The following is a 26,533-nucleotide window of genomic DNA, read 5'->3' as shown; positions in this document are numbered from 1 at the left end:
CTTATACTATAAATACCATATTTTAATTAGCAATTTGTATTTTGTACTCACTTTATAACAAAAACAGTATTATCAATATCCCCGTAACCCACTGTTTATCAGCTATACAGCGACTTTTTGAATACGAAACTCGCGTTACTTAGTTTCTGAAGTTTTGACAAAAAGATAACCAAACTTATAAAGTATGATATAAATACGCTCAAATACAAAATGGTTTTTAGTGTGTATGATTATGCAAGAAATGTTGCAAGAAATAAAAAATTTTCCCCTATAATCAAGATGTGGTTTTAGAATTAATACTATCACTAGTAACTAATGATAGCGTTAAAGCAAGATCTGTTGTTGAATTAACAACTAATAAATATTTTCAGCGTAGTTGGTCAAGTGTATACAGAGCTATAGAGAATTTTTACTGTGCTCGTGATGAATCATTAAATATAAGAGATGAGCAACGTTTTAAGACTCGAGAAGATATAGAAAAATACTTAATAAGTAAACTGATTAATGAGGGTAAAAACTTACTGCAAATAGATACTACAGTGAGTAGCAAGAAAGATTCCAAGAAAGCAATTGATCGTACATATATTAGACAGAATGCTAATAACCGACCAGTTGCGGGTTATGAATATAGTGTAGTGTGCATCGGTGCTCAGCCTAAATGGTCTGTACCAATATCTATAAATAGAGTAAAATCAGATGAGAATAAGTATAGCAAAGGTAGCAAACAAATAATGAAAATTGTTAAGCAAATACCACAAAAGGCTCTAAATATAACAGTAGGTGATGCAGGTTATAGCGCTCTATCTTTCATTCACCCGCTGCACAATGAAGCAAATACGGTAACAATAACCCGCCAAAGAATTAATCGCAGTATTTACAAAATATATATAGAGGAGCAAAAAACAAGAGGTCGTAAAAGATCTTATGGAGCTAAGATTTCTTGTAGTAGTTCTGATAATTTACTGATTCCAGATACAGAAGAAACTGTAGTAAAGGCTACAAAAAATGGTGACATATCAATTAGTATTTCACTATTTAAGAATTATCTAATCAAGGGCAAGAAACAGCATATCATGTCTGATAAACCGCTGAATTTTATTCAGGTTAAGGTGTTAGATGCATCAGGAAATAGGAAATATAACAGAGATGTATGGTTATGTGTTTCTGGCCAACAAAAAGATAAAATCAGTGGTAAAGAAGTATATGCATACTATAGACAAAGGTTTGATATTGAGCATTTTTTTAAATTTGGTAAGTCAAAATTATTGATGGATAAATTTCAAACGAATGATCCAAATAAAGATGAGGATTATATGTTATTCGTAATGCTAGCGTACAACATATTGTATCATGCACAATCTTCAGTTAAGGCAAGAAAAGTAAGGGCATGGGATAAAAAAATCAATAGCAATATGTTGTCTCCAAGTGAAGTTTATAGATCTATGCCACAAATTGCCCTTGAAGAAATATTAGAAAAGTCTATATCCAGAGGGATACCAGATCATAGAAATATTAGAAATAATCATCAGGTCAAACCATTTGCACCAGTAATACGCAAAAGTAATAAACACGGTAAGTTGGAAATTACAATAAAATCAAGTTTTGATGGAAGTAACCAAATTACCAAAACCTCATTTAATAAAAAGCTAAAATTACCAAATAATATTAGTAAGTATAAACCAGCAATATTAGACAAAATTGCTACAGTTTTTGACACATTATGTACCCAAATAGAATAAATAAATTTTGTTATTACTAAAAAAATATAAAAAAATTGGAATACATTTCTCCTTATGGAAAGGATTTTGTCAAAACTTCAGTAGTTTATTTTTTGCTTCGTGTAATTGCCATTTATTCATATTTAAATTCCAATATGTCTAGATTAGCTAGATTATTCTAGAAATTGAAACATAGATTACTTGTTTATGTAAATAAGTTTGTAAGGCTTATGTTATATCGTCATTATGAAAGAGTGGAGCAACCCAAAATTTTTGGGTTGCCAAATTGATGCTATGACAGGAAGTAAGTAGAACTATTGCATTTCAGTAATGCGTTGCTCTTCTGCTTCTAATAATTTTTCTAATTCTTTTCTGTTGTATTTTTTTTCTTTGAGCTTTACTGCATTATCAAAAATATGTTGTACAGCTTTTTCTTCCAACGCAGGTCCTTTAAGCTGCTCAACAGCTCTAGGGTTATTTTTATAAAAATCAAACAACATATTTTCTTGACCAGGAAAGCTACGTGCTTGCTGCATAATAATTCTGCGAAGATCATCAGGCTCTAATTGTAAATTTTTATCTTTTGCATATTCTGCAAGCATTAGCCCAATTCTAACACGACGTAATGCTAATTTAGCGTAATATTCTTTCACTTGTTCCGGTGATTTATCTTTAAATACAGAATCATCTTGCTCGCTTTTATCAGTTTCAGATTTTAAGATATTTTTTTCTTGCTCTAATAAAGATTCAGGCACGTCAAAATCTAACAACTTTTCTAGCTGATCAAATAAATTCATTTTCATGATAGTAGAGATAGCTTCTTCCGACTCATTTTCTATTTTTTTGGTAAAGTGAGTGCGTAGCTCTTCAAGGCTATTGCTTTGGAGTTTTTTAGCAAACTCATCATCAATGGCTGTAGGTTCTGCAGTATGAACAGCTTTAACCTGAACTACAAAACGAGCATCCTTGCCAGCTAAATCTTTAGCATGGTAATTTTCAGGGAAAGTTACATTAACTTCTACTTCACTACCAGCTTTAGAACCTATTAATTGCTTCTCAAAACCAGGGATAAGTGCATTACTACCTATAACTACTTTAAAATCAGTAAGTTTTCCACCTTCAAAAGCTTCATCTTTAACATACCCAATTGCATCCATGGTAATTTGATCACCATCTTTAGCTTTTGCTTTGCTTTCTTTGGTATAATTTTTCATCATTTCTGCAAGCTTTTTAAGCTGCTCTTCAACGTCATCAGGACTCACTTCTAATTTCGGACGGTTTATAGATATTTTCTTTAAATCTGGAATATCAATTTTAGGTAAAAATTCCATTTTTATTGTAAATTCTAAAGGCTTATTAGGTTCATTTTGTAAATCATCAATTTTTGGTCTACCGACGATATTTAAATTATGTTCCTTAATAACATGATTTACTGAATCATTAATTCTTTTTTCTATTATATCATTTCTGACAGAAGCACCATATTTTTTCTCAACAATTGCAATAGGTACTTTACCAACTCTAAAACCTGGAATTTTAACTTTTTTGTTTTTTATTAAATCAAGTAACTCTTTTTGAACATCATTATCAATTTCACTTAAAGGAGTTGAAATTTTAATATGAAAATCTAGCCCTTCATTTTTTAATATGGTAGTTGCCATTTGTAATAATCCGTTATTTATAAATAATTCAGCATATTAGTTTGCTAATCAAAATAAACTATAGAGCCAAAATATGCAATAGTTTTTGTAAAACTGATAATCTAGAATTGTAATGATACTCCTCGCAGCAGAGCTACGAGGTATCTATCCAAAAAGTTTTAACTGTTTTTGTTGAAATGCTTTATAAGAAGGTTTGCCTGAACCTTGATTTTTTACATAATTACGTAATTTCCGCTCATCACCATGTTTACATACTGTGCTCATAAAATATCCTTTACTCCAAAACTCACTTCCCCATAATTTTTCTTTAAGATTTGGATATTTCTTAAACATTTCCTTAGATGTAATACTTTTTAACGCGAGTTTCGTATTCAAAAAGTCGCTGTATAGCTGATAAACAGTGGGTTACGGGGATATTGATAATACTGTTTTTGTTATAAAGTGAGTACAAAATACAAATTGCTAATTAAAATATGGTATTTATAGTATAAGAAAAAAGTTTATAGGTTATTGAAAAAACTTTAAGAGCAATAACCTATGATAATGGATTTTACAGAAATATTTTGTTACGTCGATGATTTTTTTCAAGAATTAGACAAGCATACAAATTCAATTACTAACCATAACAACAAATCTGGTCCTAAAAGTCGACTTAACAGAAGTGAGGTAATAACAATTATAATAGGCTACTGGCAGTCATCTTATGATTGTTTTAAGAATTATTATCTGAAGCAAATATGGATTTATCATCAAAGAGATTTTCAATTAGTAAGCTATAGTCAATTTATAAAAATAATAGGTCCACATTTACCACTATTAGTACTGATATTCAATTCTATTTTGGATCAGTGTGATGGCCTTTCTTTTGTAGATTCAAGTAGTATAGAGGTATGTAAGAGATACCGTATTTCAATGAATAAAGTGTTCGCCGGCATAGCAGCACGCAGTAAGACAACAAAAGGTTGGTTCTATGGACTTAAACTACATCTAATAATTAATAGAGCCGGTGGTATAGTTAAAGCATCTTTTAGCCCTGGCAATAAGGATGATAGAAAACAGCTGGAACTGATGATCAAAAATCTTTTTGGTAAAGTATTCGGAGATCGTGGTTATATTTCACAACAATTATTTCAACAACTTTTAGAGCAAGGAATTTTTATGGTAACTAGGGTAAAGAAAAATATGAAAAATAAACTTATGTCTATGTTGGATAAAATATTATTGCTTAAAAGAGCATTAATAGAATCTGTGTTTAGTAAAATTAAACTATTGGGGAAGTTTGAGCATTCAAGGCATAGATCAGTTACAAATGCCTTTGTGCATATGGTTGCAGCACTGATAAATTATCAAATGTCTGATAATAAACCTTCTATTACATCTCTCTTGATATGCTAAATCCTATGCTATATTAATTCGAAACTCGCGTTTGTTATGGTTAGTAATTGAATTTGTATGCTTGTCTAATTCTTGAAAAAAATCATCGACGTAACAAAATATTTCTGTAAAATCCATTATCATAGGTTATTGCTCTTAAAGTTTTTTCAATAACCTATAAACTTTTTTCTTATACTATAAATACCATATTTTAATTAGCAATTTGTATTTTGTACTCACTTTCAGGAGTTTCACACTTAGAGCCTGTCTTGAAAGTGTATTGAGAACAAAAACAATACACTAATTCATAGCAAGCAGTTTACAATTTGTATAAAAAAGCAGTAATTTTGCTAAAAATTGTAAATTTTTTGATACATCAAACAGTGCTAAAGTAATATGTTGCAGTACTATTTAATGAGCATATTCGTCTTTCAAGATAGGCTCTTAGCAAAGAATATGGTAATCTAGAGAAAAATAGTTTTAGATAAAAATGACAAGATCAAAATGTAGCAAAGATTTATATCAATCGTTTTTACAAGCAAGTAGTGTAAGATATACTGGCAAAGCATTATCTGAAGTAAGCCCAGTAGATCTATCGCACGATAGTGCAAGTCGATGGTTAAAGAGTAAAGATTTTCGCCCTAGCGAAATCTATAGCAAAGTGTCAAAATATCTTGATCTAGAGGAGCCTTGTTTATTAGTAGGAGATGACACCTTATTGTCAAAGCAATACAGTAAGAGGATCGAGCTTGTAAAGTATCAATATTCTGGGGCTGTACATGATGTTATACCTGGTATAGGAATGGTAAACTTACTGCATTACAATACTCAAATTGATCAATCTACTCCTGTAGATTATAGAATATATGATAAAGAAACTGATGGCAAAACAAAGAACGAGCATTTTTGTGATATGCTTACTTTAGCTAAAGAAAGAGGTATCAATCCTGATGCCATAGTCATGGATGCTTGGTATAGTGGTTTGGATAATTTAAAACATATACGTAATTTAGGTTGGATATGGGTTACTAACCTAAGAAGAAATAGAAAAGTTAATCGTAATGTTAGCTTGGACACTTTGGAGATTCCCGATGAAGGGCTAAAAATTCATCTACGTGGATACGGTTGGGTAACGGTATTTAAGTTTGTGGCAAAAAATGGTCGCATTGATTACATAACAACTAATTTAGAAAACCCTACACGTGAGCAAATAGAGAAAATTGTTAAGGCACGTTGGTCTATAGAAGTTTATCATCGAGAATTAAAACAAACTTGTGGTATTGAAAGCTGTCAGGCACGCACGGGTCGAGCTCAAAGAAATCATATTTGCCTTGCTGTATTGGCATGGCTTGATATGAACAAAAGGAGGATAAATGAAAAAATTACTTTATATCAACAAACTTGGGAAGTTATAAAAACATCAATTCAGAATAACATTAGATGGCTTCTAACTGATATGCAATTTTCCTAAGTGCGAAACTCCTGACTTTATAACAAAAACAGTATTATCAATATCCCCGTAACCCACTGTTTATCAGCTATACAGCGACTTTTTGAATACGAAACTCGCGTTTATTACCTCCTTTCCTCTTATTTTACTATCAAAAATTATCTTTCAACGACCCCATTGTATATCCGTTAGATGAAAAGATAACATCATTCTTAATGTGTTCCCATAACAAAGAAGGAGTATATTTTTCATTTTCTAAAAATCTATTAATAACATCATGGCTACATTTCTTGGCATGTTCAGCGTAGTAGGTTAAACTATAATTCTTTTGGCTAATTGTTAAAAATTGACAGTAATCTGTTCTATTAATTGGTATTGCTTGCAATCTGTTCCTCTTTTACATGTTTAATTATTCTTACAATAATTTATCACTCTTCCACTCATAGCGTAAGTTTTGCTAGAACTCGCTAAGAGTCTTGGTAGCATATCATCAGCATGTAAAGCGATGGGCTATAGCAGAGATAGTTATTACAGATTTAAAGAACTGTATGAAACTGGTGGTGAAGAAGCGTTGTATGAGATTAGCCGGAAGAAGCCAATAATAGCGAATAGAGTTGATCCAGCGATAGAGAAGGCAGTAATGGATATGGCAATAGAATATCCAGCATATGGACAGATTCGAGTATCAAATGAGCTTAAGAAGAGCGGTATACTTGTATCACCTGGAGGAGTGAGATCAATTTGGTTACGTAATGATTTAAACAATATCAATAAAAGGCTTAAAGCATTAGAAGCAAGGATGGCTCAGGATGGTATTGTACTTACTGAATCTCAGTTACAAGTACTAGAGAAACGACGTAGCGAAAAAGAAGCCCATGGCGAGATTGAGACACAGCATTCAGGTTATCTAGGATGCCAAGATACATATTATGTAGGAAATTTTAAGGGTATAGGTAAGGTTTATTCTCAGGTATTTATTGATAGCTATAGCAGAGTAGCTGATGCTAAACTATATACTGATAAAACAGCTTTAACTGCTGCTGATATGCTTAATGACCGCGTGTTACCATGGTATGAAACTCAAGGCATACCAATACTTCGTATTCTGACAGATCGCGGGTCAGAATATAAGGGAAATATAGAGCATCATGCTTTTGAATTATTTCTAAGTATCGAAGGTATAGAACATACTATTACTAAAGCATATTCTCCTCAAACAAATGGTATGTGTGAACGTTTTAATAAAACTATGAAACAAGAATTCTTTGATACAGCTATGCGGAAAAAGATCTACACTGATCTTGATGATTTACAATTAGATCTTGATATTTGGTTAGAGCATTTCAATAATGAGCGACCACATTCAGGAAAATATTGTTATGGTAAAACGCCTATGCAAACTTTTAAGGATAGTAAGAAATTAGCTATTGAAAAGAACAATGAAATCTTATATCTTGAATACTCATCTGACAGTCATAATTTATCAGATATTCAGATATAATTTTTATAGTGCCTGTAAGATCAAATCTTGACTTCTACACTTTTTTTTGTTGCAAGATACATGCAAATTATTTTATATAAAAGCATGTTAATTTTTACTTTAAGATAACATAAAGTATAATTTTTTATAATATATTTAATAACAATTTTTCTTAATAAAGGATTTTATGAGTACAATAAATACCGATGCAAGCGAGGCGATGCCTCATATTTCTGTTAATGCACAATATATAAAAGACCTCTCTCTTGAGAATCCTGATGCTCCATCTTCCTTGGCAGCTTTAGAACATAGACCTCAAATTGATTTGTCTCTTGATATAAATATCACTAACCTATCAGAAGAAAATTTTTATGAAGTTGAATTAAATATTGAAGCAGTAGCAAGAAACGAGAAATATAAACTATTTCAAGTAGAGCTAAAATATGCAGGTGTATTTAACCTAATTAATATTACTTCTGATCAGCATCAAATTTTGCTATCAGTCCATTGTCCGGCAATGATATTTCCATTCGCTAGAAAAATTATAGCAAGTTGTACCCAAGATGCGGGATTTCAACCTTTAATGATTGATCCGATAGATTTTGGAGCTTTATATCATAAGAAAATGTCTGAGCATCAGAACTAAAAACCGCTTAATTATTATGAAATCTTACCTTTTACTTAATTAATTGGCATAATTTTTAAATCACAGATATACTTTAATAGTAAAAATTTTATCAATATAATTAAAAATTCTTTACTTACGTTGCTAATAAATGTATAAAGCACTAATAAAAAATTATAATTTATTTAACAATAATTAACTGTAATTAAATTATAGCACGAACATAAAAATTGAATTTTAGGAGAAAATAAAATGAGAGTTTTATTAATTGAAGATGAACCAGAAATGGCTAATCTAATTGAGCTGACTTTAGCTTCAGAAGGAATAGTTTGCGATAAAGTTTCGGTTGGTTTAGAAGGTTTAAGGCTAGGTAAACTTGGTCGATATGATCTAATGATTTTAGATTTAATGTTACCTGATATTAATGGTTTCGAAATATTACTAAGATTGCGTGCAGCAAAGATAAAAACCCCTATCTTAATCTTATCTAGCTTAACTGATACAGATCAAAAAATTACTGGGTTTTCTTCAGGGGCTGATGACTATTTAACCAAACCATTTGTTAGGGAAGAACTAATCGCTAGAATTAAAGCTATAGTTAGACGTTCTAAAGGGCATGCTGCATCAGTATTTAGATTTGATAAAGTCAGTGTAAATTTAGATACTAGAAGCGTTGAAATTGATGATAAAAAAGTACATTTAACCAATAAAGAATATGCTATTTTAGAGCTATTAATATTGCGTAGAGGGACAATTTTAACTAAAGAGATGTTCTTAAATCATTTATATAGTAGTCTTGATGAGCCTGAAATGAAGATTATCGATGTATTTATCTGTAAATTGCGTAAGAAATTAAGCGATGCTGCTGGTGGTAAAGACTATATAGATACAGTTTGGGGACGTGGTTATATGTTAAAAGAGTATGATGAGAATGGACATAAGGAAGCTTTAGCCCAAGGAGCATAATGTATTTTCATTTAGAAATAGGTGTTGTTGCGTGAATACTGAATCGTCATTGCGAGCAACTGTAGGCTGCGTAGTAATCTCATGAAGTGGTATAAAATTCCTGAGATTGCCGTATCAATGCTACGCATCTCCTCGCAATGACAAAAAAACTTTTCATTTACTCTAATATATTATGACATTATCTAATTCCGCTCTTGGAAAAAAAAGTACTTATAAAGATACTTACGATCCAACTTTATTATTTAAAATCCCACGCATAGATAATCGTAAAGAATTAGGCTTTGTTAATGATAAGCTTCCATTTTATGGTGTAGATATTTGGAATGCTTATGAGCTATCTTGGCTTGATAAAAAAGGTAAGCCGTGCGTTGCGATCTTTACCTTTTTTGTGCCAACAACTTCTTCTCATATCGTAGAATCTAAATCAGTAAAATTATATCTTAATTCTTTTAATAATTTCGTTGTTGATTCCATCGATGAGTTAAAAAGAATTATTTTGCAGGATTTAAGTAAGTCTACACATGCCGAAGTGACAGGAGAAATATTTCCTATAAATACAAAGATAGAATTTGGTAGCCCAAGCGGTGTCAATATTGATGATTTAGATATAGAGTGTGATAGACCTGATTTACCTGATAATAGCTTAGTCAAATGCGAGAATGCTATTGTAGAAGAGGAACTTAACTCTAATTTACTAAAATCAAACTGTTTAGTAACGGGGCAACCGGATTGGGGAACAATAATAATAAAATATAAAGGAAAAAAGTTAAAACACGATGCACTTTTAAAATATTTGGTATCTTTTAGAAATTGTAATGAATTTGCCGAACAATGTGCAGAGCGTATTTTTACTGATATCAAAAATGCTATAAATCCAGAATTTCTTTCTATCTATATAATATATACAAGACGAGGTGGAGTAGATATTTGCCCTTATCGTACAACTGATTCAAACTATACTCTACCGAGTTCTAAAAGACTAATTAGGCAGTGATATACCTGTTTAATTGAAAAATTGGCACAAAGTTTTATAAGTACTCCGGTACCTAACTATGATACCGGACAATTTTATTATTATAAGTATGTTAAGCGGCTTCAAATCGTCATTGTGAGTAATACTAATAATTATACTTTATCCATTAAATTCTTAGCTATGTCAGTTTCTGAGAGATTATTATTTTTGGTTGAGTGAAAATATTCTAAAACGAGTTTAACAACTTCATCAGAAAATTCATCTTGTAATTCTTTACTTGCTAATAATTTTTGACTTTCAATTAATTTAATAGTTTCAATTTTCTTATGCTCTAAAAATTCTTCAATTTCTTTAGTTTTTTCTTGAACTATTTTTTCTGTGATTTCGTTATTTTCTTTTGTCATTTGAAGTTGCAAAGCTTCTAAATTTTTTATTTGCTCTTCAGTTTGTTCAAATAATAATTTTGCATCATCTTTTAGTTTTTTAGCTTTTAGAACTCTCTCTTGTACTTCTAAAATTTTCGTATCTAAAGATTTTAAAATTGCTTTTTTTGCTGGTCTATAAATTAAGCACACAAAAATTATAAAACTAATAGCAAGCCAAAAGCTTTCGTCTAGAAAATGCATTATTATTGTATTTTATATTTTTTAGTAAGTTTATATCTGCTTTATTGCCAGTGATTTTTTCGATAATACTAGCAGCAAGAGTTATAGTTGCATCTACGTTACTAGTTCTAAACTTTTCTGCAACTAATTTTATATCTTTAATATTTTGATTTATTAGCTTTTTTAGGTTTTGTTCTAAATTACTTTTTTTAATCAAAAATTCTGCTTCTAAAGAATCTATTTTTTCTTTTTTTAACCTATCTATTTCAGTACTTATTCTTGTTATTTCTTCATTGTAGTATTTATTTAACTTTTCGATTTCTAAAGCTAATTCATCGGCTTTTGCAATATTATCTTGAATATTGGATTGTCTATTATTTAAAACTCTTTCAATTTTAGGAACTATAAATTTGTAGACAAAAATATATAATAAGCTAAAAGTAACTATTAGCCAAAAAATTTGTGAATAATATGTATTAATATCAAATTGAGGCATATTATTTAAAAGCAAATTTTAGGAAAAAATAAGTAGCATTGCAATTACAAAAGAAAAAAGCCCCATTGCTTCAGCAAGACCTGCACCAATAAGTGCCATTCTCTGAAGCTGTTCGGTAGCTGAAGGATTTCTAGCTATTGAACTAAGTAGTGAACTAAATATATTACTGACGCCTAAAGCTGCACCAAGCATTCCGATAGCCATACAACCAACACCGATGAACTTTAAAGAAACCATATCCATAAAAAAACTCAATTAATTAATTAAAAAATTCTAGTGTAAATTAACTGCATCATTAAGATATACACAAGATAAAATAGTAAAAATATAAGCCTGAAGAATTGCAACAAAAATTTCAAACCCAATTAATATAACCATAAGAGGTATTGGTAGAAATTTCAAGTAAATCATCAATGTTACAACAAAGCTAGCAATTACTTTTAATAAAATATGACCTGCCATCATATTTGCCGCAAGCCTTAGGGATAAACTAGCCGGTCTTGCTAGATATGTAAATAATTCAATTATGATCATTAGTGGAGCAAGCCATAAAGGCGTACCATGAGGCAAGAAAAGAGAAAGAAAATGCATGCCGTGCTTTACAAAGCCAACTATAGTCACCATTAAAAATACTAGAATTGCTAAAGCAAAAGTAATAATGATATGGCTGGTAACAGTAAACCCATAAGGTATCATGCCAAATAAATTACAAAATAAAATAAAAACAAATAGCATAAAAATTATAGGAATAAATTTGCGTCCTTTGCTGCCTACATTCTGATTTAGCATATCAGTTACAAGATTATAGATTATTTCACCACTTATTTGTAATCTTGATGGAACTAACTTAGAGTTTGAAAAAGCTAAGTAAAAATAAGTTGAAGCTAAAACACTAGCAAGTAGCATATAGGCAGCTGAATTAGTAAAGCTGATATCGAAATCCATAACTCTGATTTCTATTAGTTTTTTTATATCAAATTGTACTAAAGGATTATGAAGCATTTTGTTATTTCTTACTGATTAGTCTTTGCCTGACTATATTAAATCCTGCTATAATTCCGATTATAGTAAATATAATAATAAATAAAGGTTTAGAATGGAAGAATCTATCAGTTAATAAACCAATAACAAACCCTATCATTGTTCCGGAAACTAAGTCTATAGCTATAGTAAACGGACTTATTTCCTGTTGCAAGTTAGAATTAGAGGTTTTATCAGTTTTTAACTCATTAATTCTTGTTTTAATATCTTTTAATTTATCATTATTCACTATAAATCTATTTTATTTTTTGATTCTTCTATGGCTTTATCTATTGCTGCTGAAATACTATTTATACTATAATTATCAGTTTGTACTCCGTTAACAAAGAAAGAAGGAGTGCCTATAAATTTTGGTGCTTTTGTTATAAAATTAGTGTTAGCAATTAAGGTTTCAGTAATTCTATCATCGCTCAAACATTTTTTGTACTCTTCTGGAGTAACGCCACCAAGCTGACCTATATCAGTTAATAACTCTCTATATTTATTGCTAACTGACCATTTATCTTGTTGCTTTAACATAATATCATGAAATAGCATAAAGCTATTTAAGTCACCTTTGCAACGTGCTAAAATAGAAGCATCTAAATCTTGTTTAGTAGCAATAAATTCTCTAGTAACATATGCTATTTTATTAGTGTCTATATATTTTTGTTTGAGTTCAGGAAAAATTGTAGAGTGATAATAAGCACAATGTGGGCAAGTAGGAGAGAAATATTCCACTACAACTATTTTAGAGTCTTTATTCCCAAGAACCATGTCATTTTCATCAATTTTAAAAGTAACCTTAAAAGTTTTTACTTCAGGCTTTTGCTCTATTTGTTCTTTCACAACCGGAGTTATTACAGCTGGAGTTGTTATTTCGGTGGTTTGACTATTGTTTTCATCTGAAGTTGAAGCTTGAGCCGGAGTTGTAGATTCAGATAGTTCTTGCTCTACTACTTTCTCTTCTGAGCAACCACTCAAAAGCAATAGAAATATTAACGTAATAAAACTATTTCGCATAATTTAACCCTTTATAATATTGATTTAACAATACAATAAGGTTTTATTTACTTTATTTCAACAGTAAATAAATTTGTCATATAAAATTATCTGCTTTATCATTTGTGCAAAATGTGCTATGCTAGTCAGGATAATAGTCTAACATTGTATTCTTAAGCACTAAGAATTACCACGGAGGAATTAATAATGGCAAATATAGCACAATCCGAAGATAAAACAGAACAACAAAAATCTGAGTTTAAAATAGGACAAAGAATTGTTTATCCTGCACACGGAGTAGGTGAAATTACAAATATAGAGAACCATACTATCGCAGGTACTGAGATAAAGGTATATGTAATCTCTTTTCCTCAAGATAAAATGACTCTAAAAGTACCAGTTAGTAGAGCTACAGTTGTAGGGCTTAGAGCAGTTGCAAGCAAAAAAGATCTAGATTTAATATATTCCACACTTCAAGGTAAGCCGAAACAGGGTAATAGAATGTGGAGCAGAAGAGCTCAAGAATATGAAGGAAAGATTAACTCAGGTAATATTGTAGCAGTTGCTGAGGTATTACGTGACTTACACAAAAATGTTGATAATGATCGCTCTTACAGTGAAAGAACTCTTTATGAAGCAGCTCTAAATAGACTTGCAGGTGAACTTGCTATCCTTGAAAACATAGATTCAGCTGAAGCTATTAATAAGTTAGTAGAAGTATTACGCGAAAAGCTCGTAGCATAGTATACTCGTTTTATTTGGAAAATTGGCTATGTCGTCTTTGTAATCCTCAGATGCTCACGTACTTTTGTACGCTCCGCTCCTCGGCTTATAGACTCCATGCTCTTTTTCAAATAAAACTCCGTCTAAAATCTTTATTTCCTAGAGATAATTTAATACTTCAAGATTTGGTATGTCAAATTTCAGCATACTGTAACCGCTTTGTTTGGCTTCTGGGTCTTAAAGTATCTGTGATATGCTCGGATAGAGATTGAAAAATTGGTAATGTCATTTTTATAATCCATTGTCATACTTATGGTTTGGAAACTGGATCTAGCACAAAGTCAGATAAATCGAGCTTATAGTCTCAAAATGTTAAATAATCAAACCATATTAAATAGTGAAGAAGAAACAAAAAATTTTGCTAGGGCTTTTGCTGCAACCTTAAAACCTAATAATATTGTATTATTAAATGGTGATCTTGGAGTAGGCAAAACATTTTTTTGTCGTGAAATTATTAAACATTTCTGTGGTGACAATACCTCAATTATAAGCCCAACCTTTAACTTATTACAAACATATAAAGCCCCTCATTTTACTATCTATCATTATGATCTTTATCGTCTAAAATCGCCTGAAGAAATTTATGAATTAGGACTTGAAGAGGCATTAGGTGGTAATTTAACATTAATAGAATGGTCTGAAATTATTAAACACCTCCTACCTATGCCTTTAATGGAGGTAAATCTAGAATTATTAGATGATGATAAACGTTTATGTAATATAACTAGCGTGTATTAGATTTGTTACTTTCTTGTTTTTTTAAATTTGGTCCTATATTAGGACTAGACTGTTTTTTTGTAAAATGAGAGTCTAGTGTTTTTTTAATATCGTCGAGAGTTTTTTTAGAAGCTTCTGCTTCAATATATCTTTTATAAGCTTTTTCATGAGGTCTTTTAGCTTCTTCCATCTCTTGTTGACGATGAGCTGCTTTAATATCTCTTTGAGCTATATTTTCTTTTAAAAGGTTTTTATATATGTCATTTACTTTTAAATTTTTTATTTCTGCATTATCGCTTTTGGCATAATGTTTGATTGATTTTGGTAAATCTTCTTTATTCTCAATCATCAACTTTATAATAGGTGCCTTGATTATTGGATCTATCCTAAAATCTTCTATACACTTCTTTTTCCATTTATTAAATATTTCATTATCATCACTGCTTTTATCAAGACAATTTGAAAAATGTCTTTTGACCGGTTCTATTAGTTCTTTAGTTAAAGGTAAATCAATATCATTTAAGCTTTCTTTAAAAAGCTTAAGCCATAAGTTTTGGCTTCTTTCTTTACCTAACTCTTCTGAATATTGGTTTGCTGTTTCATTTAATAATTGTTGTTTCGTCAAAATATTAAAGCCTTGATCTCTAAAATTAGAAATATGATTTTTCATATTAAGGGACTGTTGCGAGATGAGAGGGTAGCAGGTATAATAAAAAAATAAAAAATATGTTTATATGTCAGAGTATCAAATGCTAATGGTAAGTTTAGATGAGTTAGTAAATGCGGATCATCAATATCGTAAATTCAAAAGTTTATTCAAATTCAAAGCAGTTGAAGCTGAGTTATTAGCATTAGAATGCGAAGCTAATTATAAAGGATATGGTATAGAGAGGCTGTTTAAATGTTTGCTGCTACAATTTATGGAAGACTTATCTGATCGGGAATTAGAACGTTATTTAGCTGATAGCACAGCGGCGAAATGGTTTTGTAATTTTGCTCTTACAGAAAAGACACCTGATTATAGTGTATTTAGTAAAATACGTAAAAAAATAGGTACTAATTTACTATCAAAAATATTTACAAAATTCCGCGATCAACTACGAGTACAAGGCTATATGGGTGAAGTATTTACCTTTGTAGATGCTTCTCATTTAATCTCAAAAGCTAATCTCTGGGAGGAACGTGATAAACTAAGAGCACAAAAATATGATAAATTGAATAATGAGACTTTGCCTAAGGTTGCAAAGGATAAACAAGCCAAAATTGGCTGTAAGGGAGGGAATAAATTTTGGTATGGTTATAAAAAACATGTGAGTGTTGATATTCAATCAGGCATGATCAATAAGGTTGCAGTTACCCCTGCAAATGTTACCGATAGCAAAGGTTTTAAGCATGTTATGCCAAGTTCTGGTGCTACATATGTTGATAAAGGTTATTGTACAATCTCTACCAAGAATGCAGCAGCTAAAAAGGGAGTCCATCTTTGTGCAATAAAGAAAAATAATATGAAAGATAAGAATTTTGACCTTGATAAATATTATACGAAAATCAGAGCACCTTTCGAGATGGTATTTTCAAAAGATAATAAGCGGGTTAGATATATAGGAATTGCCAAAAATCAATTCTCCGAATTTATGAATGCCATATGTTTTAATTTAAAACGATTAGTGGTTTTAACAACTTTAATGGCTTAAAGAAATTTATTAATAAAAATTCTAACTCTGTAAACAAATCTCTATTAAATTACTACACTATTGAATAACATTTATCTCTATATTAAACAGAATTTCTTTTTTAAAATATTTATTACCTCCTTTCCTCTTATTTTACTATCAAAAATTATCTTTCAACGACCCCATTAAGGCTAGTATTAGTAGGATTCTGTAGAAGTTTTTCTTGTTCTTGCTGGTCAACTATTTTAGTTTGTTGATCTAATAATTTTCCTTGCTGACTTAATAATTCTTTAATTTTTTTTCGAGTATTTATTTTATCTTGAGATTCCGGAAGCTGAGCTCTTAGCTCTTTAATTTTTTTAACGACTTCTGCATACTCAACTTTAAGATCGTTAAACTTTTGAGTCAGTTTATTATCTTCTTCTTTTTTCAAATTAGTTTGAGTCATATCAAACTTTTTTTTCTGAAGCTGAATGTATTTTTCCAAAGCTGGTTCAAAATCTTTTATATCCTCTTGTTTTATTAATTTTTCAATTCCTGCTGTTTTTAGCATATCGGAATAAGAATTGTTTGAAATAAATTCATAAAATTCCCTAAATTCTTTTGTTGAAATATTATCTCGTAAAGTCTCACGTAGGGCTCTTGTACTACAATTATTATATCGCTGTTCTTTTACTTGTATATCTGAAACCTCAAAAGGTTGATTTTTTAGTAACTCATCAGGCTCATTATTTACTCCTTTAGCACTATTAACTATATCTTGTTTTATTTTCTTTTGAATTTCAGACTTTCCTCCAACCAATATTTTTTTTGTTTGAAATAAAACTCCTGCTCCTGAGACAAATTTTTGTATTGATTGATTTTTACTTTCGATATCACCACTACCTACATTATAAAATATCCTGTAATATTGATTATTTTCTTTAGAATATTTTATAAAATTTGCATGCGAATTATTAAGATTATTATAAAATATAAAAGATTTATTCTTCTCTCTAAATCATTAAATACTTGTTCTATAAATTTATCATGATTGTCGTTAAATAAATATGTAGAGATTTTTTCTAAACTATCACTAAAATTTTCTAATTCTTTATGATCACCATCGTGTGAAGCCATATATAGTTGTATTAATGCTTTATAGCCTGGCACAGACATAGTAGGTTGAGTTCCTGGTATTTCTGTATTTTTTGTTATATCATCAAAATTTTTATAACTATCTATCTGCTCATAATATTGGACTAGTTTTATTTCATATTCATTTTGTTCTACTAGTTCTATTAATCTCTTAGGGTTTAATTCCCCGAAGGTCTGCTTCGTGATATACTAGATGCATGGAAGAAAGCAGTTATATACATAAAAGTGATAATGTCACAGTACTAATATATCATTTAGTAACACCGGCAAAGTATAGAAGAGTAATATTCAAAGAGGAACTAGACGATTATTTATGTAAAATTTGTGAGGACATAGAAGCTCGTTATGAAATTAGATTTTTGGAAATAGGAGTAGATAAAGAACATGTACATTTTTTACTACAGTCAATACTAATGTATAGCCCAACAAAAATAACTCAAATCATAAAAAGTATTACATCTAAGGAAATGTTTAAGAAATATCCAAATCTTAAAGAAAAATTATGGGGAAGTGAGTTTTGGAGTAAAGGATATTTTATGAGCACAGTAGGTAAACATGGTGATGAGCGGAAATTACGTAATTATGTAAAAAATCAAGGTTCAGGCAAACCTTCTTATAAAGCATTTCAACAAAAACAGTTAAACCTTTTTGGATAGATACCTCGTAGCTCTGCTGCGAGGAGTATCATTTGCACCAAAAATATAACTATAACTTAAACTTGAAAAACTATTGTATTTTTACATATTTAAGATGAAGAACTCGGCCGCAAGCGACCGAGTTTCAAAACAGGTTAAACTGCTTTGTTTCTTTTTCAATTTTATCCATTGCGTTTATTTGATTTCGTACATATTCACGAATTACCTCATCATTAACGTTACCTACAGTTTCTACAAAAAAACTTTGCGTCCAAAGTTTACCACCCCAAAAATATTTACGCTTTATTTTTGGATAAAGCTTGAAAAAATTTCTTGCAGATATGCTTTTTATTATTTGCATAATATACGACGGAGAAACTTTTGGCTCAGATTTTACTACCATATGAATATGATCAGTAGGTATCTCTAACTCCACTATTTCTATATTATAATCGTAACCAATCTTCTTTATTATTAACCTTAAGCTTTCTCTATAAGGTTCAATAAACACTTTATGACGATATTTTGGTATCCACACAAAGTGATACATTATTCTAAAAACATGATGACTATTACGCCTCAATTCCATTCTACTAAATTATAATATGCCAACGCTTATATTATAACGCTATCCATCTAGGGAGCAAGCTCCCTAGATTTTCGCTATGCGGTTAAATAAGTTTATTATAACATATAATAATTATATAAAACAATTGCGAATGTAGGAAGAAAAGCAAATGAAGTAATAAAGATATTCAAGGGATAAATCAAAACTTACGCTATGTTTGGTTCTAAATATCGTAAAGATGGAGAACGAAGCTGTTGTTGCATATAGTCATCTAAAAGCCCTAACTTTATTTGGTAGACCGTTTTACCTATTTTATTTGCAGTTCTTTTGAGAAAAGCCCAAACTAGAAATGCACAACTAATGTGATTACGTTGGATACGCTGTTTTCTGCATTGGCAACGTTCTATACCAGTCAGTTGCTTAATTTTTCTATGCATGCTCTCAATTACCCATCGCAAGCCAAACTCATCTTGTGCAGCTTTAGAAGATTTTTGAGTTTTATTATTGGTAACAACATAATCAACTCTGTTGGTAGAAACAGTAAATTTAAACAAATTAACATGCTTATTTTTGGCAAATCCTTTTATATGAATCTCCATTCCATTCTTAATTTCTTCATCTGAAAACGTCAACTTGCTAACAGCTTTATAAGGCTCGTAATCACACGTTTTACTAACATTTCTATTGGCTTTAATAGGGGCATAATAATATTTGCCCAAGGAGTCAACATGTTGCATAATTTTGTGTGTAGCATACCATGTGTCAAAAAGTACAGTTTGAAAAGGAATCTTTTTACTATAAACAGCATTATTGAACATCTTTAGTAGGTGATCTAGTTTCGTCGCTCCATCATGATCAGATGAAAAAATGCGATAATCTATTACCCAAAACTTATCAATATCGGGGTTATAATATACAAGACTCACTACTCCTATACCGGTAGTAACTCCACCTGTAGCTCCACTATACTGCGATCTAGCAACCTCTATTTTCTTTGTGTTCCTTTTGTTTAACACCGTATCATCAAATATTGTATATCCGTTAGATGAAAAGATAACATCATTCTTAATGTGTTCCCATAACAAAGAAGGAGTATATTTTTCATTTTCTAAAAATCTATTAATAACATCATGGCTACATTTCTTGGCATGTTCAGCGTAGTAGGTTAAACTATAATTCTTTTGGCTAATTGTTAAAAATTGACAGTAATCTGTTCTATTAATTGGTATTGCTTGCAATCTGTTCCTCTTTGACATGTTTAATTATTCTTACAATAATTTATCACTCTTCCACTCATAGCGTAAGTTTTGTTTACTAAAAATAAAATATTAATATCTGATTTCCCAAATTTCCAGTTTGTTCGATCTATTGCTACAACATAATTTTCTATACAAAAAAAGCTTAATATCAATGATGCAACTTTCATATAATCAAAAGTAAATTCTTTCAAAAAACGATAAATCCTATGGGTTTTTGATGATATTTTAGCATCACCTACAATACCAAGGGCTAAACCTTTTTGATAAATAGAACTTCCAGTCATTAGACTGATTATCATTCCAGACAAACATTTTAATCTTGATTTATTTCCATCTATATATAAAATTAATTCTCGAAGTAGTATTTGGTGCATTGTTTTCCAAAAAATCCACCTTATACTACTTTATTACCCTTTAAATCAACCTTTCTTCAATATCTCTACAAAATTGTAGGGTACTATGGGCATATTCATACGATTTAAGAATACGAGTAATAAAAAGTTTAACAGATGGTAAAACAATAAAAGAGACTTCTGAGATATACTCTATTAGTAGGAAGACTATAATAGAATGGAAAAAATTAAAGAAACAAACCGGCGATATCAAAGCAAAAAGTGGTTATCATACAGGACATCGTAGAATAATAAGAGACATAGAGGGATTTAAAAAATTTATAGAATTAAATTTTGATAAAACCACCATGGAACTAGCTAACAACTGGAGTCAAAAAGTATCTGCAAGTACGATATCAAGATTGCTTAATAAATTAGGTTATAGTTATAAAAAAAACTTTTCTTCATCCCAAAAGAGATGTTGGTCTAAGGAATGAGTTTATATTGAAACTAAAAACTATAGACAAACAAGATTTAGTATTTATCGATGAATCTGGGATAGAAGATAATAGCTGTAGAGAACACGGGTGGAGCATTATCGGTCAAAGATGTTATGGTGAAAGGGTCTATCAACATAAATCACTGATTAGTATGATTGCTGGGGTGTCTGCCAAAGATATTATTGCCCCAATAATATTTGATGGGACATGTAATAAGGACATTTTTGAAACTTATGTACAAGAGATATTGATCAAAGAGTTAAAGCCTGGTCAGATAGTAGTAATGGATAATATTAATTTTCATAAAAGTACAAAAGTGAAAACGTTAATTGAATCTTTTGGTTGCAGTATTTTATTTTTACCAACTTACTCTCCTGATTTAAATCCTTACTATTACCCACAATTATAAAATGCTGCTAGAGTATTCACTGATCATTTTAAATAAGAAGGATAGGCGATATGCAAGATATAGTAACATACGGGATAAATATATCAAGCACTGGTTGGTTAGAGAATGAGCTCAGGCATGTTGACTTTAAAGATAAAAGACTTATAAATCGGCTTATTAAAACCAGTAACTTACTTGATAGCAAAGCATCCGGCACAATAAATCAAAGTTGCAGATCCTGGAAAGATGCGAAGGGAGCTTACAGACTATTTAGCAATGATAAGTTTGATATAGATGAAGTCTATTCTTCGCATCATGTGGAAACACAAAATAGAATCCAAGGCAAAAATTTAGTGTTTGCAATTCAGGATACAACTTACCTGGATTATGACACTCATATTAAGACAAAAGGGCTAGGCAGTATCTCCAAAGCTTATACAAAGCACAAACAGGGTCTTATTATGCATAGTACTATTATAGTGACGCCAGGAGGTCTGCCTTTAGGCCTTACCTCTCAGCAATGTTGGGCACGTATCGCAAGGGAAGAGGATCAGAAGGAAAAAGCAAGGCGTAAGTATATCACTCACATCAAAGATAAAGAAAGCTATAAATGGATTAACGCGTTTGAGGAAACAATTGCCAATATTCCTGAAAATACTAGAGTTATTACGGTTGGAGATAGAGAAGCAGATATCTTTGATTTGTTATGGAAAATTGAAGAATCAGCTGCAGAATTTGTAATTCGCAACAGACAGGATAGGAAATTTATTTGCCCGGAAAATGGTAAAACAAAAATACAAACGAAAATAAGTAAGCTACAGTCCAAGAAAGAGATTAGACTGAAAATCCCAGGCAATGGACTTCATAAAGCAAGAAAAGCAAATGTTGAAATTAAATACACATATGGGCACATACCAATTAGGTCTGTATCTTTATATGGCCCTGAAAATACTGATCACAAAATCAGTGACAAATTAGCTGTTTATGTTGTAAGCGCTAAAGAAATTAATGCCCCTGTTGGAGTAGAGGCAATCGATTGGACTATACTGACCAACATCCCCGTGAGTAGCTTTGAAGATGCTGTTGAGCGTATAACTTGGTATAAGCTAAGATGGAAAATAGAAGAATATTTTAGAGTTCTGAAATCAGGATGCAAGATAGAAGCCTCTCGCTTATCTGCCGAAACAAAGCTACAAAAATTAATTGCCATAAAAAGCCTCATTGCTTTTAAAATTTTATATTTATCAAAAATAGCCTCAACTTGTCCTGAAGAGAGCTGCGATAGCATACTTACCACCCAAGAATGGAAAACGCTTTATATGCGCGTGCACAGAACAAATAATACTCCTGGCAAGCCTCCAAATATAAAAGAAGCTATTATTTTGCTTGGTAAATTAGGAGGCTTTATGGCAAGAAAGAGTGATGGGTTGCCCGGAGCAATGTCTTTATGGCGGGGATATGAAATCCTTCAAGAGAGCGTAATGATGCTATCAATTGTTAGTGGTAAAATTTGTGGGTAATAGTAAGATTTAAATCCTATTGAGCATTACTGGTTTAAAATCAAGAACGAAATAAGAAAAACTGTTTCTAATTTTGAGCACTTTTTTGATGCGGTTTACTATGCTCTTAAAAAAGTCACTACCTTATCGCATTAAGCTATATATGATAATATTTGTGGAAAAGTATCTAAAACTTTGCTACCAATTAAAGAAGGGTCCATTACATATAAATGTGGTATATTACATACAAAACGATTTTAGGATTATAAAATTGAAGAGTGGCGCGCCCTAAAGGATTCGAACCTCTGACCTACGGATTAGAAATCCGTTGCTCTATCCAGCTGAGCTAAGGGCGCTGAAATGGGTGGATATGGTTTATGTGTTTCTGTACAGTGTTTTTATGGCTCTAAAACCATTATTATTAGTGTCATCCTGTTATGTCATTGCCCGCGTGGATCATTCTATCCCTGTCATCCCGTGATTTATTTACTGGATTGTCACGCTCATTTCATTTGCTCACAATGACGACTTTCGATCCACACAAAGAAGCCTTAAGCGGGAATGAAATCGGAATCATGTAACAACGCCGGAAATTCTCAACTCGGCAATCTAATATTTTTACAATTTCTCACCTATAAAGGTGGTGCCGGATATCGGATTTGAACTGATGACCTACCGCTTACAAGGCGGTTGCTCTACCACTGAGCTAATCCGGCTTATTTTTTATTTATTGCTTGAACTGAAAACGTCATTGCGAGGAAAAAATTGTAAGTTTTGACGAAGCAAGAAAGTATAAAAAACGCTAACTTATAGCATTTTTTATTATTTTTTCTAGATTGTCGCACACTCCTTGCAGTCGCTTACAATGACGATTTGGTATCACTGGTCAAGCAACTAGATAACACTATACTTCTTTAGCTTCTTTTTTGCTTGGTTTAGCTTTACGGTTTTTTAGCTTAACTTCCATCTCTTTTTTGATTTTCTCAGGAAGAGCTATACCAGCTTGCTCGATAAATTTTGCAACTCTATCTGTTGGTTTAGCACCAGATTTAAGCCAATATTCTACACGATCCGCCTTTAGAACTACACGCTCATTACTATCTTTAGCAAGCATCGGATTATAAGTTCCAACTTTTTCTAAAAAATCACCATCACGTGGTGCGGTTGCGTTAGCTACTACTACACGGTAAAAAGGACGCTTTTTAGCACCGCCTCTAGCTAAACGAATTTTTACTGCCATATATTACTTCGATTATTTTATTTTTTCTTCTTTAAAAAGAACATGTTTTCTTACTTTTGGATCGTATTTACGAAAAGAAAGCTTTTCGGTTTGCGTTTTTGGATTACGCTTTTTCACTAAAAAAAAGCCTGTACCTGCGGTACTTACTAACCTTACCAAAATGTTTTTATTTTTCTTTGCCATTAGCTTATCGCCTAATCAAGATATTATAATATTCTAAGTAGAGCAGAATAAAACGAAATTAAAAAATAGTCAAGGAAAATTCCGCAGCATACGAAACTTTCCTTATATCCATTTCACCTCTGGCGGCATAGACATCAATATTGCCTCAACGTTACCGTCAGTCATTAAGCCGAACTTTGTACCTCTATCATATAGCAAATTAAATTCTACGTACCTACCTCGTCTTATGAGCTGATATTCTTTCTGCTCATCCGTCCAAGGTAAAAATAGTTTATTTCTAACGATTTCAGGATATACTGATAATAACGCTTTGCCTACATCTTGCGTAAAAGAAAAATCTTGCTTAAAATCACCGCTATTTAGATAATCGTAAAATATTCCGCCAACTCCTCTTGGTTCTTTTCTATGTTTCAAATAGAAATATTCATCACATTGCTTTTTAAATTTAGAATAATAACCAGAATCATATTTATCGCATGCTTCTTTGAAAGCTGCATGAAATTTTGCTGTCTCGTCTTCTTCTGGATAAAAAGGCGTTAAATCACCACCGCCGCCAAACCAATTTTTTGAGGTTTCAATATAACGGGTATTGAAGTGCATTGCGGGGATTAAAGGAGATTTAAGGTGAGCAACTAATGAAATGCCAGTGGCAAAAAACTTACCATCTAACTCCGCTCCTGGAATTTCGGCACGAAACGCTGGTGAGAACTCGCCAAATACAGTGGATATGTTAACGCCGACTTTTTCAAACACTTCCCCTTTCATGACAGACATAACACCGCCACCGCCGCCATCACGTTCCCAGCTTGAGCGGACAAACTTACCAGCCTTTAAACCCTTTGCCTTTGCATATTCTTCTTCGATTTTCTCAAATTCCGTGCATAATAAATCACGTAAATTAGTAAACCAGCTACTTGTTAGTTCTCTATTTTTTATGTTCATAACTATATAACAACTGTTTAATTACTCTTTTCATCATATACATAATAATTAAAAATATAGCTGCAATAATCATGATATAGAAAGCTGGAGCATAAAATAACTTTGTATGCTCTACAAGCCAACGAGAAATAATCGGGGACGTACCACCAAATATTGCTATCGCAAAGTTGTAGCTAAAAGCAACGCCGGTAAATCTTTGTTCTGCCGTAAATAAAGAAATAACGAATATATATGCCGTACCTGCTATACTTCCTGCAAGCATGCCAAGAATAGTAAGTGCTGTAATCTGTTGCCACGTTTCTTCTGAAGACATAAGCAGCATAGTCGGTAAAATTAGTAATAAATTAGCAATTCCGGCAAGCATACTCATTTTAAATTTTCCGATAATATCAGCAATACCCCCAGCAAAAGGCATTGTGATCATAGCAATAAAGGAGCCGTAAGCCATATATAATAAAGCAGTAGTGTTACTAAGATGCATAACACTATAATAAAATACGTTTATATACGTTTTTACTAAATACATAATGCTACTTGCTATAGCACCCATGCATATAGTTAAAAACATAGATTTCCAAGCTGTTTTAACTACATTAGAAAAAGGAGCTTTAAGAACTTTTTTCTTCTTCTCAAGCATTTTAAAAATAGGAGTCTCTGAAACGCGTAATCGCAAATAAAAACCAACAAGCCCCATAAATCCACCAAGCAAGAAAGCAAGCCGCCACGCAAAATCAATATGAGAAAAATAACGCTCTATAATAATACCGATAAAGGTTGCGATTAAAGTCCCGGCGATATTTGAGCCGTTTACTAAACCTGCTGTAAATCCTGGTCTTAAATTTTGGCGATGCTCTAAAATGAAAATAGCAGCTCCTGTTCCTTCGCCGCTAATACAAAGCCCTTGAATAAGCCGCATTATGATTAGAGTCAAAGGTGCATAAACTCCAATATCTGCATATGAAGGGATCAAGCCCATGATAAAGGTCGGGATAGTCATACCAAGCATAGATATTATCAAGGCAATACGCCTACCATATCTATCACCGATATAACCAAATAATATGCCACCAATAGGTCTTGTCAAAAACCCAACGGCAAATACTGCAAGACTTAAAATAATTTGGATAAATTCTGACTCCCCAGGAAAGAAAACTCGCCCTATAATTGGCGAGAAAACTGAATATACAGTAAAGTCATAATATTCAAGTATATTTCCTGAAATAGCAGATAGAAAAATGAATTTAGATTTGTTCATTGAACTCTAAATAACTTAATTACTAATTAGCTATTATAAACAAATTCTATCA

The 26,533-nt window shown here is 31.5% G+C and carries 32 protein-coding genes, 2 tRNA genes and 1 pseudogene; 14 read left to right on the top strand and 21 right to left on the bottom strand.

Translation table 11 applies throughout. From position 1 onward, the window contains the following. The first annotated feature begins 281 nt into the window (after nucleotides 1–281). The gene (locus tag ACOAL3_RS08890) at nucleotides 282–1,739 is read left to right on the top strand and encodes a transposase (protein ID WP_419234871.1); all 1,458 of its coding nucleotides are present in this window, start codon (nucleotides 282–284) and stop codon (nucleotides 1,737–1,739) included. Between the two features lie 293 nt (nucleotides 1,740–2,032). On the opposite strand, the gene tig is transcribed toward ACOAL3_RS08890, so the two are convergent. Beyond that, nucleotides 2,033–3,379 (bottom strand): trigger factor, encoded by a 1,347-nt coding sequence (gene tig, locus ACOAL3_RS08885; protein ID WP_395476843.1) that lies wholly within the window; start codon nucleotides 3,377–3,379, stop codon nucleotides 2,033–2,035. A gap of 144 nt (nucleotides 3,380–3,523) precedes the next feature. Beyond that, nucleotides 3,524–3,754, bottom strand: coding sequence for a transposase (locus tag ACOAL3_RS08880; RefSeq protein WP_419234870.1), 231 nt, complete (start codon nucleotides 3,752–3,754; stop codon nucleotides 3,524–3,526). Between the two features lie 162 nt (nucleotides 3,755–3,916). Here ACOAL3_RS08880 and ACOAL3_RS08875 point away from each other — a divergent pair, with 162 nt between their 5' ends. Together ACOAL3_RS08875 and ACOAL3_RS08870 are read left to right on the top strand one after the other, a co-directional pair. Then, nucleotides 3,917–4,774 (top strand): IS982 family transposase, encoded by an 858-nt coding sequence (locus ACOAL3_RS08875; protein ID WP_419234519.1) that lies wholly within the window; start codon nucleotides 3,917–3,919, stop codon nucleotides 4,772–4,774. Nucleotides 4,775–5,243: 469 nt separating this feature from the next. Then, a complete protein-coding gene (locus ACOAL3_RS08870) occupies nucleotides 5,244–6,224 on the top strand; it encodes an IS701 family transposase (protein ID WP_419234551.1) in 981 nt (326 codons plus the stop codon). 154 nt (nucleotides 6,225–6,378) lie between these two features. Here ACOAL3_RS08870 and ACOAL3_RS08865 read toward each other — a convergent pair. Beyond that, nucleotides 6,379–6,588 (bottom strand): annotated as a pseudogene (locus ACOAL3_RS08865) (IS701 family transposase); the annotation flags it as partial. Nucleotides 6,589–6,657: 69 nt separating this feature from the next. Here ACOAL3_RS08865 and ACOAL3_RS08860 point away from each other — a divergent pair. The 4 genes from ACOAL3_RS08860 (at nucleotide 6,658) to queF (ending at nucleotide 10,268) form a co-directional block, all read left to right on the top strand. Continuing rightward, on the top strand, nucleotides 6,658–7,704 hold the full coding sequence (locus ACOAL3_RS08860; protein WP_419234868.1) for an IS481 family transposase: 1,047 nt from the start codon (nucleotides 6,658–6,660) through the stop codon (nucleotides 7,702–7,704). Nucleotides 7,705–7,870: 166 nt separating this feature from the next. Then, nucleotides 7,871–8,329, top strand: a complete 459-nt coding sequence (gene secB, locus ACOAL3_RS08855; protein ID WP_419234867.1) for a protein-export chaperone SecB — start codon at nucleotides 7,871–7,873, stop codon at nucleotides 8,327–8,329. 231 nt (nucleotides 8,330–8,560) lie between these two features. Next, nucleotides 8,561–9,274: a response regulator transcription factor CtrA gene (gene ctrA / locus ACOAL3_RS08850; RefSeq protein WP_419234866.1), complete on the top strand. Its 714-nt coding sequence runs from the start codon at nucleotides 8,561–8,563 to the stop codon at nucleotides 9,272–9,274. A 172-nt stretch (nucleotides 9,275–9,446) separates the two neighbouring features. Beyond that, nucleotides 9,447–10,268, top strand: a complete 822-nt coding sequence (queF, locus tag ACOAL3_RS08845) for an NADPH-dependent 7-cyano-7-deazaguanine reductase QueF (protein WP_419234865.1) — start codon at nucleotides 9,447–9,449, stop codon at nucleotides 10,266–10,268. Between the two features lie 131 nt (nucleotides 10,269–10,399). Here the strand turns inward: queF and ACOAL3_RS08840 are convergent, their stop codons facing one another. The 6 genes from ACOAL3_RS08840 to ACOAL3_RS08815 are packed head-to-tail and all read right to left on the bottom strand — an operon-like array spanning nucleotide 10,400 to nucleotide 13,391. Next, entirely contained in the window at nucleotides 10,400–10,873 is a 474-nt protein-coding gene (locus tag ACOAL3_RS08840; protein WP_419234864.1) for a F0F1 ATP synthase subunit B, read from the bottom strand. Beyond that, nucleotides 10,836–11,348 carry a F0F1 ATP synthase subunit B family protein gene (locus ACOAL3_RS08835; protein ID WP_395476760.1) on the bottom strand — a complete coding sequence of 171 codons (513 nt, stop codon included), beginning with the start codon at nucleotides 11,346–11,348 and terminating at the stop codon, nucleotides 10,836–10,838. Before ACOAL3_RS08835 ends, ACOAL3_RS08840 begins: the two co-directional genes overlap by 38 nt. Nucleotides 11,349–11,366: 18 nt before the next feature. Continuing rightward, nucleotides 11,367–11,591: a F0F1 ATP synthase subunit C gene (locus tag ACOAL3_RS08830; RefSeq protein ID WP_395476759.1), complete on the bottom strand. Its 225-nt coding sequence runs from the start codon at nucleotides 11,589–11,591 to the stop codon at nucleotides 11,367–11,369. Nucleotides 11,592–11,621: 30 nt separating this feature from the next. Next, complete coding sequence (locus tag ACOAL3_RS08825; RefSeq protein ID WP_419234863.1) at nucleotides 11,622–12,350, bottom strand: F0F1 ATP synthase subunit A; 729 nt, start codon at nucleotides 12,348–12,350, stop codon at nucleotides 11,622–11,624. 4 nt (nucleotides 12,351–12,354) lie between these two features. After that, nucleotides 12,355–12,618, bottom strand: coding sequence for an AtpZ/AtpI family protein (locus ACOAL3_RS08820; protein ID WP_419234862.1), 264 nt, complete (start codon nucleotides 12,616–12,618; stop codon nucleotides 12,355–12,357). Further along, nucleotides 12,618–13,391, bottom strand: coding sequence for a DsbA family protein (locus tag ACOAL3_RS08815; protein ID WP_395476756.1), 774 nt, complete (start codon nucleotides 13,389–13,391; stop codon nucleotides 12,618–12,620). Before ACOAL3_RS08815 ends, ACOAL3_RS08820 begins: the two co-directional genes overlap by 1 nt. A gap of 186 nt (nucleotides 13,392–13,577) precedes the next feature. Here ACOAL3_RS08815 and ACOAL3_RS08810 point away from each other — a divergent pair, with 186 nt between their 5' ends. Further along, nucleotides 13,578–14,114, top strand: coding sequence for a CarD family transcriptional regulator (locus ACOAL3_RS08810; protein ID WP_419234861.1), 537 nt, complete (start codon nucleotides 13,578–13,580; stop codon nucleotides 14,112–14,114). A gap of 348 nt (nucleotides 14,115–14,462) precedes the next feature. Continuing rightward, the gene (gene tsaE, locus ACOAL3_RS08805) at nucleotides 14,463–14,891 is read left to right on the top strand and encodes a tRNA (adenosine(37)-N6)-threonylcarbamoyltransferase complex ATPase subunit type 1 TsaE (RefSeq protein WP_395476754.1); all 429 of its coding nucleotides are present in this window, start codon (nucleotides 14,463–14,465) and stop codon (nucleotides 14,889–14,891) included. On the opposite strand, the gene ACOAL3_RS08800 is transcribed toward tsaE, so the two are convergent. Then, a complete protein-coding gene (locus ACOAL3_RS08800) occupies nucleotides 14,878–15,540 on the bottom strand; it encodes a hypothetical protein (protein WP_419234860.1) in 663 nt (220 codons plus the stop codon). The genes tsaE and ACOAL3_RS08800 overlap by 14 nt on opposite strands. 64 nt (nucleotides 15,541–15,604) lie before the next feature. On the opposite strand from ACOAL3_RS08800, the gene ACOAL3_RS08795 reads away from it, so the two are divergent. Further along, nucleotides 15,605–16,564 (top strand): transposase, encoded by a 960-nt coding sequence (locus ACOAL3_RS08795; protein ID WP_419234543.1) that lies wholly within the window; start codon nucleotides 15,605–15,607, stop codon nucleotides 16,562–16,564. Between the two features lie 145 nt (nucleotides 16,565–16,709). Here ACOAL3_RS08795 and ACOAL3_RS08790 read toward each other — a convergent pair whose 3' ends face one another. Together ACOAL3_RS08790 and ACOAL3_RS08785 are read right to left on the bottom strand one after the other, a co-directional pair. After that, entirely contained in the window at nucleotides 16,710–17,345 is a 636-nt protein-coding gene (locus tag ACOAL3_RS08790) for a hypothetical protein (protein ID WP_419234859.1), read from the bottom strand. Between the two features lie 131 nt (nucleotides 17,346–17,476). After that, on the bottom strand, nucleotides 17,477–17,662 hold the full coding sequence (locus ACOAL3_RS08785; protein ID WP_419234858.1) for a hypothetical protein: 186 nt from the start codon (nucleotides 17,660–17,662) through the stop codon (nucleotides 17,477–17,479). A 215-nt stretch (nucleotides 17,663–17,877) separates the two neighbouring features. Between ACOAL3_RS08785 and tnpA (ACOAL3_RS08780) the strand changes: the two genes are divergently transcribed. Then, a complete protein-coding gene (tnpA, locus tag ACOAL3_RS08780) occupies nucleotides 17,878–18,336 on the top strand; it encodes an IS200/IS605 family transposase (protein WP_419234857.1) in 459 nt (152 codons plus the stop codon). 124 nt (nucleotides 18,337–18,460) lie between these two features. On the opposite strand, the gene tnpA (ACOAL3_RS08775) is transcribed toward tnpA (ACOAL3_RS08780), so the two are convergent. From tnpA (ACOAL3_RS08775) to ACOAL3_RS08765, 3 genes are all read right to left on the bottom strand, one after another. After that, nucleotides 18,461–18,865 (bottom strand): IS200/IS605 family transposase, encoded by a 405-nt coding sequence (gene tnpA / locus ACOAL3_RS08775; RefSeq protein WP_419234538.1) that lies wholly within the window; start codon nucleotides 18,863–18,865, stop codon nucleotides 18,461–18,463. A 224-nt stretch (nucleotides 18,866–19,089) separates the two neighbouring features. Beyond that, entirely contained in the window at nucleotides 19,090–20,121 is a 1,032-nt protein-coding gene (locus tag ACOAL3_RS08770; protein WP_473198143.1) for an IS701 family transposase, read from the bottom strand. A gap of 20 nt (nucleotides 20,122–20,141) precedes the next feature. Continuing rightward, nucleotides 20,142–20,426, bottom strand: a complete 285-nt coding sequence (locus ACOAL3_RS08765; protein ID WP_419234856.1) for a hypothetical protein — start codon at nucleotides 20,424–20,426, stop codon at nucleotides 20,142–20,144. A gap of 134 nt (nucleotides 20,427–20,560) precedes the next feature. On the opposite strand from ACOAL3_RS08765, the gene ACOAL3_RS08760 reads away from it, so the two are divergent. The 3 genes from ACOAL3_RS08760 to ACOAL3_RS08750 are packed head-to-tail and all read left to right on the top strand — an operon-like array spanning nucleotide 20,561 to nucleotide 22,882. Continuing rightward, nucleotides 20,561–20,971 (top strand): helix-turn-helix domain-containing protein, encoded by a 411-nt coding sequence (locus ACOAL3_RS08760; protein WP_419235634.1) that lies wholly within the window; start codon nucleotides 20,561–20,563, stop codon nucleotides 20,969–20,971. Nucleotides 20,972–20,978: 7 nt separating this feature from the next. Further along, a complete protein-coding gene (locus tag ACOAL3_RS08755) occupies nucleotides 20,979–21,383 on the top strand; it encodes an IS630 family transposase (RefSeq protein ID WP_419234855.1) in 405 nt (134 codons plus the stop codon). Nucleotides 21,384–21,433: 50 nt separating this feature from the next. Continuing rightward, nucleotides 21,434–22,882: an IS4 family transposase gene (locus tag ACOAL3_RS08750; protein ID WP_419234585.1), complete on the top strand. Its 1,449-nt coding sequence runs from the start codon at nucleotides 21,434–21,436 to the stop codon at nucleotides 22,880–22,882. Between the two features lie 258 nt (nucleotides 22,883–23,140). Here ACOAL3_RS08750 and ACOAL3_RS08745 read toward each other — a convergent pair. The 6 genes from ACOAL3_RS08745 to ACOAL3_RS08720 all read right to left on the bottom strand — a co-directional run bounded on the left by ACOAL3_RS08745 (nucleotide 23,141) and on the right by ACOAL3_RS08720 (nucleotide 26,481). Then, nucleotides 23,141–23,217, bottom strand: a tRNA-Arg gene (locus tag ACOAL3_RS08745). 285 nt (nucleotides 23,218–23,502) lie between these two features. After that, nucleotides 23,503–23,577 (bottom strand) — tRNA-Thr (locus ACOAL3_RS08740). 188 nt (nucleotides 23,578–23,765) lie between these two features. Beyond that, nucleotides 23,766–24,101, bottom strand: coding sequence for a 30S ribosomal protein S16 (gene rpsP, locus ACOAL3_RS08735; protein WP_419234854.1), 336 nt, complete (start codon nucleotides 24,099–24,101; stop codon nucleotides 23,766–23,768). 12 nt (nucleotides 24,102–24,113) lie between these two features. Then, nucleotides 24,114–24,284 (bottom strand): 50S ribosomal protein L33, encoded by a 171-nt coding sequence (gene rpmG / locus ACOAL3_RS08730; protein WP_011478029.1) that lies wholly within the window; start codon nucleotides 24,282–24,284, stop codon nucleotides 24,114–24,116. A 102-nt stretch (nucleotides 24,285–24,386) separates the two neighbouring features. Continuing rightward, nucleotides 24,387–25,226, bottom strand: a complete 840-nt coding sequence (gene hemF, locus ACOAL3_RS08725; RefSeq protein WP_419234853.1) for an oxygen-dependent coproporphyrinogen oxidase — start codon at nucleotides 25,224–25,226, stop codon at nucleotides 24,387–24,389. Then, on the bottom strand, nucleotides 25,210–26,481 hold the full coding sequence (locus ACOAL3_RS08720) for an MFS transporter (RefSeq protein WP_419234852.1): 1,272 nt from the start codon (nucleotides 26,479–26,481) through the stop codon (nucleotides 25,210–25,212). Before ACOAL3_RS08720 ends, hemF begins: the two co-directional genes overlap by 17 nt. Nucleotides 26,482–26,533 lie beyond the last annotated feature (52 nt).

The organism is Rickettsia endosymbiont of Nabis limbatus (assembly GCF_965196655.1).
Classification (GTDB): Bacteria; Pseudomonadota; Alphaproteobacteria; order Rickettsiales; family Rickettsiaceae; genus Rickettsia.
This window is presented reverse-complemented; position numbering and strand designations above follow the sequence as displayed.

What these genes read in the sequence shown, in the direction of transcription:
- rpsP (WP_419234854.1), bottom strand. Translation starts at nt 24,101, where the DNA reads ATGGCAGTAAAAATTCGTTTAGCTAGAGGCGGTGCTAAAAAGCGTCCT.
- tig (WP_395476843.1), bottom strand. Translation starts at nt 3,379, where the DNA reads ATGGCAACTACCATATTAAAAAATGAAGGGCTAGATTTTCATATTAAA.
- ACOAL3_RS08750 (WP_419234585.1), top strand. Translation starts at nt 21,434, where the DNA reads ATGCAAGATATAGTAACATACGGGATAAATATATCAAGCACTGGTTGG.
- rpmG (WP_011478029.1), bottom strand. Translation starts at nt 24,284, where the DNA reads ATGGCAAAGAAAAATAAAAACATTTTGGTAAGGTTAGTAAGTACCGCA.
- ACOAL3_RS08785 (WP_419234858.1), bottom strand. Translation starts at nt 17,662, where the DNA reads ATGGCTTCACACGATGGTGATCATAAAGAATTAGAAAATTTTAGTGAT.
- ACOAL3_RS08795 (WP_419234543.1), top strand. Translation starts at nt 15,605, where the DNA reads ATGTCAGAGTATCAAATGCTAATGGTAAGTTTAGATGAGTTAGTAAAT.
- tnpA (WP_419234538.1), bottom strand. Translation starts at nt 18,865, where the DNA reads ATGTATCACTTTGTGTGGATACCAAAATATCGTCATAAAGTGTTTATT.
- queF (WP_419234865.1), top strand. Translation starts at nt 9,447, where the DNA reads ATGACATTATCTAATTCCGCTCTTGGAAAAAAAAGTACTTATAAAGAT.
- ACOAL3_RS08835 (WP_395476760.1), bottom strand. Translation starts at nt 11,348, where the DNA reads ATGCCTCAATTTGATATTAATACATATTATTCACAAATTTTTTGGCTA.
- ACOAL3_RS08875 (WP_419234519.1), top strand. Translation starts at nt 3,917, where the DNA reads ATGATAATGGATTTTACAGAAATATTTTGTTACGTCGATGATTTTTTT.
- ACOAL3_RS08765 (WP_419234856.1), bottom strand. Translation starts at nt 20,426, where the DNA reads ATGACTGGAAGTTCTATTTATCAAAAAGGTTTAGCCCTTGGTATTGTA.
- tnpA (WP_419234857.1), top strand. Translation starts at nt 17,878, where the DNA reads ATGGAAGAAAGCAGTTATATACATAAAAGTGATAATGTCACAGTACTA.
- ctrA (WP_419234866.1), top strand. Translation starts at nt 8,561, where the DNA reads ATGAGAGTTTTATTAATTGAAGATGAACCAGAAATGGCTAATCTAATT.
- ACOAL3_RS08720 (WP_419234852.1), bottom strand. Translation starts at nt 26,481, where the DNA reads ATGAACAAATCTAAATTCATTTTTCTATCTGCTATTTCAGGAAATATA.
- ACOAL3_RS08870 (WP_419234551.1), top strand. Translation starts at nt 5,244, where the DNA reads ATGACAAGATCAAAATGTAGCAAAGATTTATATCAATCGTTTTTACAA.
- ACOAL3_RS08840 (WP_419234864.1), bottom strand. Translation starts at nt 10,873, where the DNA reads ATGCATTTTCTAGACGAAAGCTTTTGGCTTGCTATTAGTTTTATAATT.
- tsaE (WP_395476754.1), top strand. Translation starts at nt 14,463, where the DNA reads ATGTTAAATAATCAAACCATATTAAATAGTGAAGAAGAAACAAAAAAT.
- ACOAL3_RS08825 (WP_419234863.1), bottom strand. Translation starts at nt 12,350, where the DNA reads ATGCTTCATAATCCTTTAGTACAATTTGATATAAAAAAACTAATAGAA.
- secB (WP_419234867.1), top strand. Translation starts at nt 7,871, where the DNA reads ATGAGTACAATAAATACCGATGCAAGCGAGGCGATGCCTCATATTTCT.
- ACOAL3_RS08810 (WP_419234861.1), top strand. Translation starts at nt 13,578, where the DNA reads ATGGCAAATATAGCACAATCCGAAGATAAAACAGAACAACAAAAATCT.
- hemF (WP_419234853.1), bottom strand. Translation starts at nt 25,226, where the DNA reads ATGAACATAAAAAATAGAGAACTAACAAGTAGCTGGTTTACTAATTTA.
- ACOAL3_RS08800 (WP_419234860.1), bottom strand. Translation starts at nt 15,540, where the DNA reads ATGAAAAATCATATTTCTAATTTTAGAGATCAAGGCTTTAATATTTTG.
- ACOAL3_RS08815 (WP_395476756.1), bottom strand. Translation starts at nt 13,391, where the DNA reads ATGCGAAATAGTTTTATTACGTTAATATTTCTATTGCTTTTGAGTGGT.
- ACOAL3_RS08830 (WP_395476759.1), bottom strand. Translation starts at nt 11,591, where the DNA reads ATGGATATGGTTTCTTTAAAGTTCATCGGTGTTGGTTGTATGGCTATC.